Origin of the sequence: Enterococcus sp. DIV1067f (genome assembly GCF_050543505.1) — a bacterium.
Classification (GTDB): domain Bacteria; phylum Bacillota; class Bacilli; order Lactobacillales; family Enterococcaceae; genus Enterococcus_D; species Enterococcus_D entomosocium.
In genome coordinates this window covers 2,033,060-2,048,630 of sequence record NZ_CP172940.1, presented here as the reverse complement: position 1 = coordinate 2,048,630, position 15,571 = coordinate 2,033,060, and the positions used below count along the sequence as shown (strand labels likewise).

Below are 15,571 nucleotides of genomic sequence, written 5' to 3'. Positions count from 1 at the left end.
TCAGTCATTTAATTGGGAAACAGTGAGTCTTTATAATGAAGATTTTTATCGTAGGTTGGCTCAGCGATTATCGTCGATGATGTAGGGCGCTTGTCATAAGCCATGCCAATATCGATCAAATGCTGCAAGTTTTTTTCATAATGCTCCGAAAAGACGACTGCGTACAACAAATCCAGCAAGTAGCAAACGGACGTATTGATCGTAAAGTTGGCGATCTTTGAGTAGAGCCGTTCTCTTGTCGTGATATTCAAAACACAATTACTTAATTTCGCCAAGGAGTTCTCCCCGATACTCGTCATGCCAATGATGGAAACCTGCCGCTCGGCAAGGATCTTCCCGATTTCTTTGACCATTTTGTTTTCACCGGTGTAAGAAATCAAGATCGCGGTCGTATCGGAGGTACAGTTAGATGCCTCGTAAGCACTCTCGCCGAAGGTGTCGCAGACGTGAATGTTTTTTCCTAAACGCCGCATCTTCAAAACAAAGTCTTGAGAAATCAAGGTATTGGCATTACTGGCGAAGATCTTGATATGGTTGGCGTTGAGCAACGATTGTTTCGCTTTTTGTAATTCATCATGATGGATCAAGGAAAGCGTATCTTCAATTGTTGTTTGTTCAAGCTTTGCCAACTTTTTGGCGATGGTCATAATGCCGTCATGGGAGGAAAAAGGGAAGTTCGCATCTACATCAGTAAAATGGCTGCTCATATAAGTTTGCTCTTCCACAAAGGCCGTTTTTAAGTCGAGCCAACCATTGAAGCCTAATTTTTTGGCAATCCGAATAAAAGTAGAAGGATGAACGTAGGTCTTTTCTGACAATTCCTTAATGGTTTGATCCGCCATCGCAGTCGGGTTGGCTAATAAATAATCGATCAACGATCGTTCCGCTGGTGCTAGTTTGATTTGGCGCATTTTTTCTTGTAACAACATGGTATATATGCTCCTTTTTACATTTTTTTATGATTATTTGTAAATGGTTTTTACAAAAATTCGTTTTTATTCAGTACCTAGCGAATCGTTTACATCCTAATTATTCCTTATTTGATGCTCTTTGTAAATCTTTTTTACAAAACATCTGCAAGAAGAAGCGAGATTTGCAAACGCTTTTTCTAAATATGCTATTTACATTGAATCAAATGTTTTTATGAATGATAATAAGAATGTAAATAAAATAGCAAAGGAGCAATACAATGACAAAAGGAATTAAAATTGCAACCATTGGTGGCGGCAGCAGCTATACCCCGGAGTTAATGGAAGGCTTTATCAAACGCTATGAAGAATTGCCGATTCGTGAGATTTGGCTAGTAGATATCGAAGCAGGAAAAGAAAAATTAGCAATCGTTGGTGCGATGGCACAACGGATGTGGGATGCGTCACCCTACGATGTAAAAATCCACATGACATTGGATCGAGAAGAAGCGTTAAAAGATGCTGATTTCGTTACGACTCAATTCCGAGTAGGATTGCTGCATGCCCGTATCAAAGATGAACGAATTCCTGCCTATTATGGCATGATTGGTCAAGAAACCAACGGCCCTGGTGGTATGTTCAAAGCGTTTCGTACGGTTCCAATCATTCTTGAAATCGTTGAAGACATGAAACGCTTGTGTCCCGATGCCTGGTTGATCAACTTTGCGAATCCAAGCGGTATGGTGACTGAAGCAATCGTGCGTTACGGAAAATGGGACAAAGTCATCGGGTTGTGTAACGTGCCTGTCATGGCAACGATGGTTGAACCTGCGTTGCTTGGCAAAGAACCTGACGAATTGATTTACAAATTTGCAGGATTGAACCACTTTCACTGGCACAAAGTTACCGACTCACACGGCAATGACGTTACGATGGACATTATTGATAAAATGTATGAAGAAGACAATGGCTTACCGAAGAATATCTTTGATGTACCATTTTACAAAGAACAGCTGGAACAAATGAAGATGATTCCTTGCGGGTATCACCGTTATTACTATCGTCAAGAAGAAATGTTGAATCATGCGATCGAAGAGTACAAGACTGTCGGTACACGCGCACAGCAAGTGAAACAAACCGAAGCCGAATTGTTTGAGTTGTACAAAGATCCTGAATTGGATCATAAACCAGAACAGCTGCAAAAACGTGGTGGTGCTTACTACTCAGATGCAGCGTGTGAAACGATTGCTTCCATTTATGCTAATAAAAATACCCAAATCGTCGTTTCAACCAAAAATGAAGGCGCCGTTCCAGATCTTCCTGCCGATTGCGTAGTCGAAGTAACAGCTTACGTTGGCGGACAAGGGGCTAGAAATGTTGCCTTTGGTGAGTTACCGACAGCTGAAAAAGGTTGGTTACAGGTAATGAAAGCAATGGAATTATTAACGATCGAAGCAGCTGTGACGGGGGATTACAATATCGCATTACAAGCCTTCACCATCAACCCATTGGTTCCATCAGGTGATACGGCAAAACGTGTCATGGACGAACTGTTTATTGCCCACAAAGATCACTTGCCTAAATTTAAGGAAACGATCGCACGTCTTGAAAAAGAAGGCGTAGAAGTACAAGATGAAGTAGCCCGCGAACTTGATCGCGAACTAGTTAAATAAAGAGAAAGTAGGAAAGAAACATGGCATTTAGAAAAGACTTTTTATGGGGCGGCGCAACAGCTGCCAATCAATGTGAAGGAGGCTACCAAGAAGGCGGACGCGGCTTGGCAAACGTTGACGTGGTACCGATCGGCAAAGATCGTTTTCCAGTCATTACTGGTCAAATGAAAATGTTCGATTTTGATGACGAACATTTCTACCCAGCAAAAGAAGCGATTGATATGTATCATCGCTACAAAGAAGACATCGCGCTATTTGGCGAAATGGGCTTTAAAACCTACCGTTTGTCGATCGCTTGGAGTCGGATTTTCCCTAAAGGGGATGAAACAGAACCAAATGAAGACGGCTTGAAGTTCTATGAAGATCTTTTCAAAGAATGCCACAAATATGGGATCGAACCATTAGTAACGATCACTCACTTTGATTGCCCAATGCATTTAGTTGAAAAATACGGAGCATGGCGTTCTCGTGAATTAGTCGGATTCTATGAAAACTTGTGTAACGTGATTTTCAACCGCTACAAAGGATTAGTAAAATACTGGTTGACCTTCAACGAAATCAACATGATTCTACATGCGCCATTTATGGGAGCGGGACTTTATTTTGAAGAAGGCGATAACGTTGAGCAAGTGAAATATCAAGCGGCTCACCACGAGTTGTTGGCATCCGCAATCGCAACGAAAATCGCTCACGAAGTTGATCCTGAAAACAAAGTAGGTTGTATGCTGGCTGCTGGCGCGTACTATCCATATACAAGCAAACCAGAAGATGTCTGGGAATCACGCAAAGCAGATCGCGAAAACTATTTCTTTATTGATGTTCAATCACGTGGGGAATATCCACAATATGCGCTGAAAGAAATGGAACGCAATGGGATCAAAATCAAAATGGAAGAAGGCGACCTTGAGCTGTTGAAAGCTCACACCGTAGACTTTATTTCTTTCTCTTACTATTCTTCACGCGTATCAACAACGGACGCTGAATTGTTAGAACAAACGGCTGGCAATATTTTTGCCTCTGTGAAAAACCCATACTTGGAAGCAAGTGAGTGGGGTTGGCAAATTGATCCACTTGGTTTGCGGATTACAATGAATGACATTTATGACCGTTACCAAAAACCATTGTTTATCGTTGAAAATGGTCTAGGCGCTGTGGATACACCAGATGCAGATGGCTATGTGGAAGATGATTACCGCATCCAATATTTGGCAGAGCATATCCAAGCAATGAAAGATGCGGTTGAACAAGATGGTGTCGACTTATTGGGTTACACTACTTGGGGTTGTATCGATTTAGTTTCAGCTGGAACAGGTGAAATGAAAAAACGCTATGGTTTCATTTATGTGGACCGTGACAATGAAGGAAACGGCACCTTGAAACGAACAAAGAAAAAATCATTTGATTGGTACAAACAAGTGATTGCTTCAAATGGTGAAGATTTATCGAATAACTAATCAAAAGAAGCTGCAGTTGATCCCGTTGAGAAATCAAAGGGGATCAACTGCAGTTTTTTTAAAGTCTTTTTGAAATCTTTGTAACGAATGGTTTCTTTAAGAAGAAATAGACATTCAGATATTTTGACAAGCGCCAATGTGATTGTTGTATAATGTTTATGTTGTAGCAATCACAAAAAGGTGACCTTAAGGATGACATGTTTTGTCCTCAAAATCGCCTTTCTCTGTTTTTTAAAGAACTTTTTCAATTTCTGGAATCATTTTTTGAGGATTTGTCTGGGGAGCGAAACGCTCAACGACTTTACCTTGGCGATCCACCAAGAATTTCGTGAAATTCCATTTAATGGCTTTTCCTAGCGTGCCAGGTGCTTCTTCTTCCAAATAGCGAAACAAGGGATCCGCGTCTTTTCCATTGATCACTGTTAACTTGTGCATCGGAAAGTCGACACCATAGGTGGTTCGGCAAGCGGCTGCGGCTTCTTCGGCTGACCCGACTTCTTGTTTGAACTGATCAGAAGGAAACCCTAAAACGACCAATCCTTGGTCTTTATAAGTTTCATAAAGACCTTGTAATTCTTTGAACTGCGGGCTCAAACCACACTTCGTAGCTGTATTGACGATCACTAGCGGTTGACCTTCGTATTTTGCTAGCGAATAAGTTTCGCCATTTTCCAATGTTGCTTGGTAGTCATAGATTGACATAGCAAACGCTCCTTTTAATGTAAATCGTAGTCGATAGCTTCTGAGACAAGTATAGAGCAAAGTCTTCAAAAAAACCAAGCAAACTTCTTGGCGCATTTTATTTTTTATGGAAAACAAAAAAGTCCAGCAGTCACCGAGACCGCTGGACTTTAATTATGCTTCTGGCAATACTTCGGGTTCTGTTTCTTGTGGATGAACGACAGATTTAGTTTTCCATACACCGGAGTGCCAACGATAAATCATTAAGACGCTGCGCAATGCTTCGTCAATGGCATAAGCGATCCAAACGCCGATCAAGCCGAATTTAAAGACGATCGCCAGTGAATAGGAAAACGGTAAGCTGATGACCCATAGAACAACTAGACTACAGATCAATGGGAACTTCACATCGCCACTTGCATTTAAGGAACCCACAAGGATCATATTGACTGCACGCGCCGTTTCTAAAACGATCTCTACCAAAAAGACACCTTTGGCAATCTCGATCACTTCCGCGTTGGTGGTAAAGATTCCCATGATTGGCTCAATAAACAAGTAAGTCAATAAACAGATCGTTACCGAGGCAATGATCCCGATCACCATCGTGCGCATGCCTCGCTGATGCGCGCGATCGTATTCTCCAGCACCGACATTGCGGCCAATCATGATTTGATTCCCTTGACTCAATGCGGAGGCAATCAAATAAACAAATTGGGTGATAGCTGTTACGTAAGATTTTGCAATCAAGACGCTGGCACCAAGTTGAGCCACGATCATCGTCACTACGACTTGCGCTCCTTGATAGGAAAGAGACTCGCCAGAAGAAGGCAATCCGTAAGTCAAAATGTTTTTCATCACACCCCAAGAGACATTCGAGAAACGGGCAGATAAAACAGAAAAATTCACATGCTTCTTCAGCAACATTGCGGCAATTATTAAACCAATCGAATTACCAAAGACGCTAGAAAATGCCAATCCGGTCACACCAAAATTCGGTAAACCAAAGGGGCTATATAAGACAAAGTAATTCCCAATGACGGCTAGGATACTAGCAAACATCGGCACCAATAACGCAGGTTTTGTGAAACTGTGGCTACGCATGACAGCAATTATGACCGCCGTGATCGATGAAAGGAACAGACTTCCCCCATACACTTGTAAGTATCCATGACCTAAAGCAACTAATTCAGCATCCAATCCCATGAAACGAAGGAGATAGGTTGAGCCGAAAAGGAACATTAAGCTGATCAAAATCCCGATGAACAATGAGCCAAAAAGAGCGGTATTGATGACTTTCGGTATCTGGTCGCGTTTTTTCGCACCAATCAATTGTGCGATAATGATCTGAGTACCCACGGTGATGAAACCGTAAATAAAGACCGTTAAATTCAATAGTTGATTGGCAGCACTGACGGCCGCTACTGCTGGCTCGGAGTAATGAGAAATCATCCAAACGTTGACATTCCCAATAACGACCCGCAAAAATAGCTCAACAAAAATCGGCCAGCTGAGGAAAAGCAGTTCACGGTCTGATTTTCCTAAAAGTTTTTTCTTATTCAATTGTAAGGACTCCTTATTTTCTATATAATAGACGTATCGTGAAAATTTTACAAAAATTGAAAAGAAAGTCAATGTAATTTTCAAAAGTAAAAGCAGGAATATCTTATTATTTTTTGTAAGCAGATGAGTTGAAAGAATTTGCTTTTGAAAGTAAAGTATGGGTAGTCCAAATTGGAGGGAAATATATGTATGATGTAATTATCATCGGCGCAGGCCCTGCGGGGATGACAGCAGCGCTTTATGCGTCAAGATCGAATTTATCAGTACTAATGATTGAACGAGGCGCACCTGGCGGTCAAATGAACAATACGGCTGAAGTTGAAAACTACCCAGGATACGAATCAATCTTAGGCCCTGAATTAGCATTTAAAATGTATGAAGGTGCCATTAAATTTGGTGTTGAAAATGCCTATGGGATCGTTCAGAGCATCACGGATCAAGGTGAATTCAAAGAAGTTGCCACCGAAGACAAAACTTATCAAGGGAAAACAATCATCATTGCCACAGGATGCGTACATAGAAAGTTAGGCGTCAAAGGCGAAGAAGAATTCGCGGGACGCGGTGTTTCATACTGTGCGGTTTGTGACGGTGCCTTTTTCCGTAACAAACGCTTGATTGTTGTTGGCGGAGGCGACTCGGCAGTCGAAGAAGCTATCTACTTAACACAATTTGCTTCCGAAGTAACGATCGTTCACCGTCGTGACGAATTACGAGCACAAAAAATCATTCAAGACCGCGCATTTACCAACGAGAAAATCTCTTTTATTTGGGATTCTGTTGTTGAAGAAATCAAAGGCAATGAGATGGTCGTGACTGGCGTGGAAATCAGAAACGTAAAAACGGATGAAGTGACAGAAGAAGCTGCTGGCGGTGTCTTTATCTATGTTGGCTTAGATCCGTTGACAGAACCATTCAAAGCCAGCGGTATCACGAATGATGCTGGCTGGATTTTAACCAATGAGCAGATGGAAACTTCAATTCCTGGTGTTTACGCGGTTGGCGATGTTCGTGAAAAAGGCTTGCGTCAAATCACGACGGCAGTCGGCGATGGCAGTATTGCTGGTCAACAAGTGTTTGATTTTATTGAAACACAAAAGGATGCTCAATTAACGAAATAGTTTAATGGAATCAGCTGTTATTTTTAAAGTGTCAATCACTTTTGATAGCAGCTGTTTTTATTTTTCGTTTGGTTATTCTTTGAGAAATCTGTAAGTAGTGTTATACTAATTTTAGAGCATTTTAACGGAAAAAGGAGAGGTTATTTTATGGCATGGGAACAAACATTTAATCAATGGAAAAACAGTGAACACTTAGATCCACAATTAAAAGAACAATTGACCGCATTAGAAGCAGATCCTGCGATGTTAGAAGACGCTTTTTATATGCCTTTGGAGTTTGGGACTGCCGGTATGCGAGGAATTTTAGGACCTGGTATCAATCGGATGAACATTTATACGATTCGTCAAGCAACCGAAGGATTGGCTCGCTTTATGGATACACAAGATCCTGAAACAAGACGTCGTGGCGTAGCGATCGCCTATGATTCCCGTCATTTTTCACCTGAGTTCGCGATGGAAGCGGCAAAAACATTGGCAAAACACGATATTCCAGCCTTCGTCTTTGAAAGCTTACGTCCGACGCCAGAATTATCTTTTGCTGTGCGTTACTTAAAAACCTTTACTGGAATCATGATCACAGCTTCTCACAATCCAGCCGAATACAATGGCTACAAAGTATATGGGGAAGATGGTGGACAAATGCCACCAGCAGATGCGGATGCATTGACAAAATTCGTTCGGGAAATTGAAAATCCGTTAGAGATCCCTGTATTAAGTGAAGAAGAAGCCAAAAACAGCGGCTTGATCTCTATTATTGGCGAAGAAATCGATACTGCCTATCTGAAAGAGATCAAAGAAGTCACGATCGATCAAGAATTGATCGATACGGTGGGCAAAGATTTGAAACTTGTCTATACACCACTTCACGGAACAGGGCGGATGCTTGGGGAGAAAGCGTTGAAACAAGCTGGTTTCCAACAATTCATTATTGAACCTTCTCAAGCGGTTGCTGATCCAAATTTCAGTACAGTAAAATCACCGAATCCAGAAGAGCACTCTGCCTTTGAATATGCGATTGCTTTAGGAGAAAAAGAAGGTGCTGACCTGTTGATCGCAACAGATCCAGATGCCGATCGCTTAGGAGCTGCAGTAAGAATGCCAGATGGCAACTACCAAGTGTTGACAGGTAATCAGTTAGGCGCATTGATGATCCGTTACATTTTAGAAGCCCATAAAACAGCTGGGACATTGCCAGAAAATGCAGCAGTCTTAAAATCGATCGTTTCTAGTGAATTACCAACAGCGATCGCTAAATCCTACGATGTGGATATGATCAACGTATTGACCGGCTTTAAATTTATTGCCGAAAAAATCCAACAATTTGAAAAAGACCATTCTCAAACCTTTATGTTTGGCTTTGAAGAAAGCTATGGCTACTTAGTAAAACCATTCGTACGGGACAAGGACGCGATCCAAGCGCTCGTTTTATTAGCAGAAGTGGCTGCTTTTTACAAACAATCAAACAAAACATTGTATGACGGTCTGCAAGATATTTTTGAAGAGTACGGTTATTATGCAGAAAAAACGATTTCTGTAACGATGAGCGGCATGGAAGGGGCAACTAAGATTGCTGCCTTGATGAAGACTTTCCGTGAAAAAGCACCTTCTGTCTTTGCAGGAACCCCTGTCGTACAAACAGAAGACTTTAAACTGTTGACTCGTGTGGGCTTAGATGGTCACCAACAAAAAATGACCACACCGCCTTCTGATGTTTTGAAATACACCTTGGAAGATGAAAGCTGGATTGCGGTTCGTCCTTCTGGGACCGAACCGAAAATCAAGTTTTATATTGGTGTAAAAGGCGAAACGGCAGAAGCAGCAGAACAAAAAATTGCTGATCTGCAAGCAGCGATTGAAGAAATCACAGGTGAATAAAGTCATCTGCTGCCTTCATAATCAAAAAATTGCAATTTGACTGAATGATCCGAGTGGTAGAAAAAGAAGCATTTGTTTCGCCAACGAACAGTTGTTGAGGGACCTAAGCTTCTAAAGGGAATTTTCTGACACTTGGATCTATTCTTGTCTTTTATCTAATTACTTCTCCTTGTTTGGCGGCCGCTGATTGACAAGCCGTCTATCAAGGGCTAAAATGCAAAAGGAAATAAGAGAGGATGTGGCGCGATGACTCCGCCTAAATTAGAGGAAATTCAGCAAGTAACGCAGATTTTTAAGATGCTTAGTGATCCGACCAGATTAAAAATTTTGTTGTCCCTTCAAGAGGGTGAACGCAATGTCACTTCAATCGCGGAACAAGTACATATGGAACAATCAGCAGTCTCTCATCAGTTGAAACTCTTGAAAGATAATCGGATCGTAAAGTCGGAAAGACAAGGAAAAACCATCCTTTATAGTCTTGATGACAAACATGTTGTGGATATTTTGCAAAAAACATTCGAACATATCCATCACCGTTAAAACTAGGGCGAGAATTTCTCAAAAGTCCTAGTTTTTTCTTATTGTTTTTGGTATGCTAGTGGAAATATTAAAATTGGATGAACGGTTTTTAATAACGTTTTCAGTTAGGGGGCATTATGGGTAAGCAATTGAACATTGGATTATTAGGAATGGGTGTTGTCGGCAGCGGGGTATGCCAAGTGTTGGCAGAGCAAAAAGAAGCCATTCTGGCACGCACAGGAGTCAGCGTGCAAATCACGAAAGCATTAGCTTCGCCTTATGAGGATAAGTCTGCGTTAGCAGCTAAGTATGGGTTTGCTTTGACGAATGAGGCAAATGAGTTGTTTGAAGATGAGACCATCGACGTAATTGTGGAATTGATCGGGAAGATCGATCCGGCAAAAGCGTTTATTTCAGCTGCTTTAGAAAATAAAAAGCATGTTGTGACGGCAAATAAAGATCTGATTGCCACCCATGGACCTGAACTGCTGGCAATTGCTGAAAAAGCCGGTGTTTCTCTTTATTATGAAGCCAGTGTGGGGGGAGGAATTCCGATTTTGCGCACATTGAGCACCCACTATCTACCTGATACGATCACAGGGATTTTTGGCATCGTCAATGGGACGACCAATTATATGCTGACGAAAATGACGGAAGATGGCATGACCTATGAAGATGCGTTGTCACAAGCTCAAGTAAAAGGTTTTGCCGAATCAGATCCTTCCAATGATGTTGACGGTATCGATGCGGCTTATAAAATGGTGATCCTGACCAAATTTGCTTTTGGGAAAACAATCGACGTTGCTGATGTTGCAACAAAAGGTATTCGCGGATTAGCTGTAGAAGATATTAAGCAGGCACAAGCTTTTGGCTATGAAGTGAAATTGATTGGCGCAGCTCAAAAGACTGATGACGGTTCCCTTACTGTATCGGTTGGGCCGGTGTTAGTGCCAAAAAACCACGCCTTGGCGACGATCCAAAATGAGTTCAATGGTATTTTTATCAAAAGCGACGGAATTGATCAGTCGATGGTTTATGGACCAGGGGCTGGATCGCGTCCGACAGCCACTAGTGTGGTTGCCGATTTGACGGTATTGGCTAAAAACAAAACATTCGGGATCGTTGAACCTTTTTTAACCTTTGAAAAAGAAACTGCATTGGCTTCGGTACAAGAAGTTCCTGTGCAACACTATGTTTCCTTTTCAAGTAAAGACCTTAATGCAGCTTCTTTCCCAGAATGGTTTGAATCAAAGCACACAGCATTTGATGAAGCAAGCCAACGAATAGCTGGAATCACGAAGCCAATCAGTGAAAAGGAACTAACAGTAGCACTCAAGGCATACGCGAATACGCAAAACGTGCAAATAATGAAAGTGATGGAGGAATAAACATGTATCAAGGATTATTGCATCAATACAAGGAATATCTCCCAGTTAATGAAAATACCCCAGCATTGTCGCTGGCTGAAGGAAATACACCTCTGATTCCATTACCAAGTCTTTCAAATGAATTAGGGATCCAATTGTATGGAAAATACGAAGGCCTGAATCCGACAGGCTCATTTAAAGACCGCGGCATGGTGATGGCGGTGGCAAAAGCGGTGGAAGAAGGTGCGAAAGCGATCGTTTGTGCCTCGACAGGAAATACTAGTGCAGCCGCAGCCGCTTATGCGACCAGAGCAGGAATCAAAGCTTATGTCGTCATTCCAGAAGGCAAGATCGCTATGGGGAAACTGGCGCAAGCGATCGTTTATGGAGCGGACATCATTTCGATTCCAGGAAACTTTGATGAAGCGTTAAAAGCAGTCCGGGATATTGCGAAAACAGAAGCTGTGGCATTAGTGAACTCTGTCAATCCTTATCGTTTAGAAGGACAAAAAACAGCTGCCTTTGAAGTATGCGAACAGCTAGGACAGGCGCCTGATGTTCTTGCAATTCCAGTTGGTAATGCTGGGAATATCTCGGCTTATTGGAAAGGATTCAAAGAATGGCATGAGAAAAAAGGCACCACGTTGCCAAGAATGCATGGGTTTGAAGCTGAAGGTGCTGCTGCGATCGTCCGTGGGGAAGTCATCGAACAGCCAGAAACGATCGCTACAGCGATTCGGATCGGCAATCCAGCCAGCTGGCAGTTGGCAGAAGCCGCTCGTGATGAATCAAATGGACACATCGATGCAGTAACCGATGAGGAAATTTTGAATGCTTACCGTAAAATTGCTGCGCAAGATGGTGTGTTTATTGAACCAGGCTCAGCTGCATCGCTGGCTGGTGTCATCCAGCACGTGAAAGCAGGGAAAATCAAACCAGGTGAGACTGTCGTTGCCGTCTTTACTGGAAATGGTCTGAAGGATCCTGATACAGCTATCAAAGCGACAGAAGTAACCATCAACAAGATGAGTGATTTAGAAGAAATGCGCCAGCATCTTCGTGAAGGAGTTGCCAAGTTATGAAGATCCGCGTTCCTGCAACCAGTGCGAATTTAGGGCCTGGCTTTGATTCCTGCGGGATTGCCCTGTCAAAGTATTTGTTCATCGAAGTTTTAAAAGAAAACGATACATGGGAAATCATCCATGAGCTAGGCTCAGAGATCCCAAACGATGAAACTAACTTACTTTTGCGTGTGGCACTAAAATTAGCACCAGACATGAATCCCCTGAAGATCCGTATGAGTTCGGATATTCCTTTGGCACGAGGCTTAGGCAGTAGTTCCTCGGTGATCGTCGCTGGTATTGAACTAGCCAACCGAATGGCACACATGAATCTGAGTGCAGCACAAAAGCTTGAGATCGCAACTGCCATTGAAGGGCATCCTGACAATGTTGGACCAGCGATCTATGGAGATTTTGCAGTTGCTGCTTATGACCATCAGCACAAGCATACGTATTTAGTAAAGCATCATTTTCCAGAATGCGAGATCATTGCCTATATTCCTCATGAAGAACTTTTGACTGAAGCAAGTCGTCAAGTCTTGCCGCAAACACTTTCTCACGAGCAAGCAGTTGAGGCCAGTGCGATCGCCAATGTTATGATCGCAGCGGTCATCAATGGCAATCTGCCTCTTGCAGGGAAATTAATGCAGCAGGATCGTTTTCATGAAGCCTATCGGGAAAAGCTTGTGCCACACTTGTCGACCATTCGCCAGATTTGCGAAGAAGAAGGCGGCTATGGCTGTTTCTTAAGCGGCGCTGGACCAACGGTCTTAGCGATCGTCCCAGAGGAACGGGCAGAACGAATCTCAAAACTTCTACATGCCTTGGAGAGCAATGCGTATATCGAACAATTACAAATCGATCGTGAAGGGCTGCAAGTTTTTTAAAACACTTTGAAATGATAGATATCCTAAAAAAGATGAGCAGACGGCAGTCTGTTCATCTTTTTTTATTGCTTTATCGTTGTCAGTCTTTTGTCTCTGAAGTGTAATAGCTATGGTCTTCTAAGTTTAATGCATTTAAAATCATTGAGGCGGTTTCTTCGATGGAAAGGGAAGCGACATTGATCACGACACAACCTAATTTCTCATAAAGATCATTAGCAAACGTCAGCTCTGCTTTGATTTTTTCAATATCGGAATATGCAGAGTCAGGGTTCAGGCCATAAGAACGCATCCGTTCTTTGCGGATACTGTTTAACACATTCGGATCATTTGTTAACCCGACGATTTTTTTCGGATCGATTTCCCAGAGCTGTTTCGGGATGTGGGCTTGTGGAACCAAAGGCAAATTAGCGACTTTTAAGTTTTTGTTCGCTAAAAATAGACTCAACGGTGTTTTTGAGGTTCGAGAAACCCCTAGTAACACGACATCTGCTTCCAAGAAGCCACGAGGGTCTTTTCCGTCATCGTACATGACCGCAAATTCCATGGCTTTGATGCGTTTGAAATAATTTTCGTTCAGGTGGTGCAAAGCCCCTGGCTCTCGCGAAGGTGCTACTCCAGTGCGGCGTGCCACTTCACTGACAGGCGGTGTTAATACGTCGAAATGATAGAGATCCGCTTCTTCACAAAAATGATTCGTCAAATCCACGAGTTCTTCTTTGATCAAAGTGTGAAGAATAATGGCATTGTGTTTCTTAGCATCTGATAATGCTTTGATCAAGTGCTCTTTCGTGTGGATAAACGTGCGTCTAAAAAGGTTAAATTCGACGCTGGGGTACTGTGCCATTGTCGCTTGGGCAAGCTTCGATGCTGTTTCACCGGCAGAGTCCGACAAAACGAACATCGTCACTGCAGCACTGGTTTGCAATTTTTCTTGCAAGTCTAGTTGTTCTGGTTCATTTGGCTTCATAAGAAAAATCCTCTCTTGCTTTTTTATTGATTTCATTATACCATACTTAAGATTGATAGAATCGGAATGATTTTGATTTATCAGGAGGGTCTACGATGAAAAATCAAACGCTCATAGAGCATGCCATGACAACGTTGAAAGAAAATGGCTTTAAAAATACGAAAAAAAGAGAAGCGATCATTACCTATTTAGTGAAACGCAATCGCTATTTACCGGCAAAAGAAATTCATGAATACATGTCGGAAAAGTACCCTGGCTTGAGTTATGATACGATCTACCGGAATTTGCACGATTTTTCTGAGATCGGTATTTTAGAAGAAACAGAACTGAACGGTGAGATGAAGTTTCGCTATAACTGTTGTGCAGAATTAGAAGACCATCATCACCATCACTTTATTTGCACGGTTTGTGGCAAAACAAAAGAACTGCATATTTGCCCAATGGACTTCTTTCAAGAACAGCTTCCCGGTTGCTTGATCGAGGGTCATCGCTTCGAGATTTTGGGTCGTTGTGAAGAATGTCAATGAAAACCCAAACAAACTTGACAGTATCGAAGACTTTTTTAACAGAATGCCTTGACACTTTTTCAGGGGTTAGCTATAATTTTTAAAGGACAGTCGTGTTTTTTGGGATTTTATTTCAATAACAACTACGGTTACTTTTTAAGCTCGGAGGGAGGGAATTTACATGTCAAAAACAGTCGTTCGCAAAAACGAATCACTTGACGATGCTCTTCGTCGCTTCAAACGTTCCGTGTCAAAAGCGGGTACTTTACAGGAATCTCGTAAACGTGAATTTTACGAAAAACCTAGCGTAAAGCGTAAGAAAAAATCTGAAGCAGCTAGAAAACGCAAAAAATTCTAATTTTCTACTGTTTTGAGAATTGGAGCTGGTAGTGTGACACTACTAAGTACACTGAATGATGACATGAAGACAGCGATGAAAGCCAAAGACAAGGAAACCTTGCAGGTGATCCGCATGTTGAAAGCATCAATTCAAAATGAGCAGATCAAAAAAGGTTCTGACTTGAATGAAGAAGAAGAGTTGACCGTTTTATCTCGTGAGATGAAGCAACGTCGGGACTCTTTACATGAGTTTGAGAAAGCTGACCGAAATGATCTAGCTGAGAAAGTCAAAGTTGAAATTGCAGTTGTTGAAAAATATTTGCCAGCACAACTTGATGAAGCGGAAATCCGCCAAATCGTTGCTGGAGCGATTGAAAAGACTGGTGCTTCTTCTTCCAAAGAATTTGGAAAAGTGATGGGTGCTGTAATGCCGCAAGTCAAAGGCAAAGCAGACGGCAATCAAGTCAATGCGATCGTTAAAGAATTATTGGATCAAATGTAAGCTCACGCCGCGAGTATGGATGACATGCTCGCGGCTTTTTTTCTGATTTCAAAAACTTAAAAAAAGCATAAGGACAAAAAGGAAACTACCCTTGGACTTTATAAGTAATTTTTCTTTTTTCCATCTTATGTTATTATTAATAAGAACGCCAAAA

Annotated in this window: 15 protein-coding genes; 11 read left to right on the top strand and 4 right to left on the bottom strand. The window is 42.0% G+C overall.

Going from position 1 to position 15,571, the window contains the following annotated elements:
- Positions 1-8: 8 nt before the first annotated feature.
- The gene (locus IGJ42_RS09530; protein WP_005235454.1) at positions 9-929 is read right to left on the bottom strand and encodes a MurR/RpiR family transcriptional regulator; all 921 of its coding nucleotides are present in this window, start codon (positions 927-929) and stop codon (positions 9-11) included.
- A gap of 260 nt (positions 930-1,189) precedes the next feature.
- Between IGJ42_RS09530 and IGJ42_RS09525 the strand changes: the two genes are divergently transcribed.
- Together IGJ42_RS09525 and IGJ42_RS09520 are read left to right on the top strand one after the other, a co-directional pair.
- Positions 1,190-2,581: a 6-phospho-beta-glucosidase gene (locus IGJ42_RS09525; RefSeq protein WP_430615265.1), complete on the top strand. Its 1,392-nt coding sequence runs from the start codon at positions 1,190-1,192 to the stop codon at positions 2,579-2,581.
- A gap of 20 nt (positions 2,582-2,601) precedes the next feature.
- On the top strand, positions 2,602-4,035 hold the full coding sequence (locus IGJ42_RS09520) for a 6-phospho-beta-glucosidase (RefSeq protein ID WP_430615263.1): 1,434 nt from the start codon (positions 2,602-2,604) through the stop codon (positions 4,033-4,035).
- Positions 4,036-4,266: 231 nt separating this feature from the next.
- Here the strand turns inward: IGJ42_RS09520 and IGJ42_RS09515 are convergent, their stop codons facing one another.
- Together IGJ42_RS09515 and IGJ42_RS09510 are read right to left on the bottom strand one after the other, a co-directional pair.
- Positions 4,267-4,737: a glutathione peroxidase gene (locus IGJ42_RS09515; RefSeq protein ID WP_005235460.1), complete on the bottom strand. Its 471-nt coding sequence runs from the start codon at positions 4,735-4,737 to the stop codon at positions 4,267-4,269.
- A 153-nt stretch (positions 4,738-4,890) separates the two neighbouring features.
- Positions 4,891-6,276 (bottom strand): MATE family efflux transporter, encoded by a 1,386-nt coding sequence (locus IGJ42_RS09510; protein WP_008378420.1) that lies wholly within the window; start codon positions 6,274-6,276, stop codon positions 4,891-4,893.
- Positions 6,277-6,461: 185 nt separating this feature from the next.
- Between IGJ42_RS09510 and trxB the strand changes: the two genes are divergently transcribed.
- The 6 genes from trxB to thrB all read left to right on the top strand — a co-directional run bounded on the left by trxB (position 6,462) and on the right by thrB (position 13,103).
- Positions 6,462-7,394, top strand: coding sequence for a thioredoxin-disulfide reductase (gene trxB / locus IGJ42_RS09505; RefSeq protein ID WP_430615261.1), 933 nt, complete (start codon positions 6,462-6,464; stop codon positions 7,392-7,394).
- A gap of 147 nt (positions 7,395-7,541) precedes the next feature.
- Positions 7,542-9,269 carry a phospho-sugar mutase gene (locus IGJ42_RS09500; RefSeq protein WP_016620427.1) on the top strand — a complete coding sequence of 576 codons (1,728 nt, stop codon included), beginning with the start codon at positions 7,542-7,544 and terminating at the stop codon, positions 9,267-9,269.
- A 246-nt stretch (positions 9,270-9,515) separates the two neighbouring features.
- Complete coding sequence (locus IGJ42_RS09495) at positions 9,516-9,809, top strand: ArsR/SmtB family transcription factor (protein ID WP_005235473.1); 294 nt, start codon at positions 9,516-9,518, stop codon at positions 9,807-9,809.
- Positions 9,810-9,925: 116 nt separating this feature from the next.
- A complete protein-coding gene (locus tag IGJ42_RS09490; RefSeq protein ID WP_101699152.1) occupies positions 9,926-11,176 on the top strand; it encodes a homoserine dehydrogenase in 1,251 nt (416 codons plus the stop codon).
- Between the two features lie 2 nt (positions 11,177-11,178).
- The gene (thrC, locus tag IGJ42_RS09485; RefSeq protein ID WP_005235476.1) at positions 11,179-12,237 is read left to right on the top strand and encodes a threonine synthase; all 1,059 of its coding nucleotides are present in this window, start codon (positions 11,179-11,181) and stop codon (positions 12,235-12,237) included.
- Positions 12,234-13,103: a homoserine kinase gene (gene thrB, locus IGJ42_RS09480; protein WP_429961308.1), complete on the top strand. Its 870-nt coding sequence runs from the start codon at positions 12,234-12,236 to the stop codon at positions 13,101-13,103. Before thrC ends, thrB begins: the two co-directional genes overlap by 4 nt.
- A gap of 79 nt (positions 13,104-13,182) precedes the next feature.
- On the opposite strand, the gene IGJ42_RS09475 is transcribed toward thrB, so the two are convergent.
- Positions 13,183-14,070, bottom strand: coding sequence for a pyruvate, water dikinase regulatory protein (locus IGJ42_RS09475; protein WP_008378409.1), 888 nt, complete (start codon positions 14,068-14,070; stop codon positions 13,183-13,185).
- A gap of 95 nt (positions 14,071-14,165) precedes the next feature.
- On the opposite strand from IGJ42_RS09475, the gene IGJ42_RS09470 reads away from it, so the two are divergent.
- The 3 genes from IGJ42_RS09470 (at position 14,166) to IGJ42_RS09460 (ending at position 15,417) form a co-directional block, all read left to right on the top strand.
- Positions 14,166-14,597: a Fur family transcriptional regulator gene (locus IGJ42_RS09470; RefSeq protein WP_008378408.1), complete on the top strand. Its 432-nt coding sequence runs from the start codon at positions 14,166-14,168 to the stop codon at positions 14,595-14,597.
- A gap of 160 nt (positions 14,598-14,757) precedes the next feature.
- Positions 14,758-14,934, top strand: a complete 177-nt coding sequence (rpsU, locus tag IGJ42_RS09465) for a 30S ribosomal protein S21 (protein WP_002356740.1) — start codon at positions 14,758-14,760, stop codon at positions 14,932-14,934.
- 33 nt (positions 14,935-14,967) lie between these two features.
- Entirely contained in the window at positions 14,968-15,417 is a 450-nt protein-coding gene (locus tag IGJ42_RS09460) for a GatB/YqeY domain-containing protein (RefSeq protein ID WP_005235483.1), read from the top strand.
- The last annotated feature ends 154 nt before the right edge of the window (positions 15,418-15,571 follow it).

Bases quoted from the DNA above. Each gene is read 5' to 3' on its own strand.
- IGJ42_RS09530 (WP_005235454.1), bottom strand. From the start codon at position 929: ATGTTGTTACAAGAAAAAATGCGCCAAATCAAACTAGCACCAGCGGAA.
- IGJ42_RS09525 (WP_430615265.1), top strand. From the start codon at position 1,190: ATGACAAAAGGAATTAAAATTGCAACCATTGGTGGCGGCAGCAGCTAT.
- IGJ42_RS09520 (WP_430615263.1), top strand. From the start codon at position 2,602: ATGGCATTTAGAAAAGACTTTTTATGGGGCGGCGCAACAGCTGCCAAT.
- IGJ42_RS09515 (WP_005235460.1), bottom strand. From the start codon at position 4,737: ATGTCAATCTATGACTACCAAGCAACATTGGAAAATGGCGAAACTTAT.
- trxB (WP_430615261.1), top strand. From the start codon at position 6,462: ATGTATGATGTAATTATCATCGGCGCAGGCCCTGCGGGGATGACAGCA.
- IGJ42_RS09500 (WP_016620427.1), top strand. From the start codon at position 7,542: ATGGCATGGGAACAAACATTTAATCAATGGAAAAACAGTGAACACTTA.
- IGJ42_RS09495 (WP_005235473.1), top strand. From the start codon at position 9,516: ATGACTCCGCCTAAATTAGAGGAAATTCAGCAAGTAACGCAGATTTTT.
- IGJ42_RS09490 (WP_101699152.1), top strand. From the start codon at position 9,926: ATGGGTAAGCAATTGAACATTGGATTATTAGGAATGGGTGTTGTCGGC.
- thrC (WP_005235476.1), top strand. From the start codon at position 11,179: ATGTATCAAGGATTATTGCATCAATACAAGGAATATCTCCCAGTTAAT.
- thrB (WP_429961308.1), top strand. From the start codon at position 12,234: ATGAAGATCCGCGTTCCTGCAACCAGTGCGAATTTAGGGCCTGGCTTT.
- IGJ42_RS09475 (WP_008378409.1), bottom strand. From the start codon at position 14,070: ATGAAGCCAAATGAACCAGAACAACTAGACTTGCAAGAAAAATTGCAA.
- IGJ42_RS09470 (WP_008378408.1), top strand. From the start codon at position 14,166: ATGAAAAATCAAACGCTCATAGAGCATGCCATGACAACGTTGAAAGAA.
- rpsU (WP_002356740.1), top strand. From the start codon at position 14,758: ATGTCAAAAACAGTCGTTCGCAAAAACGAATCACTTGACGATGCTCTT.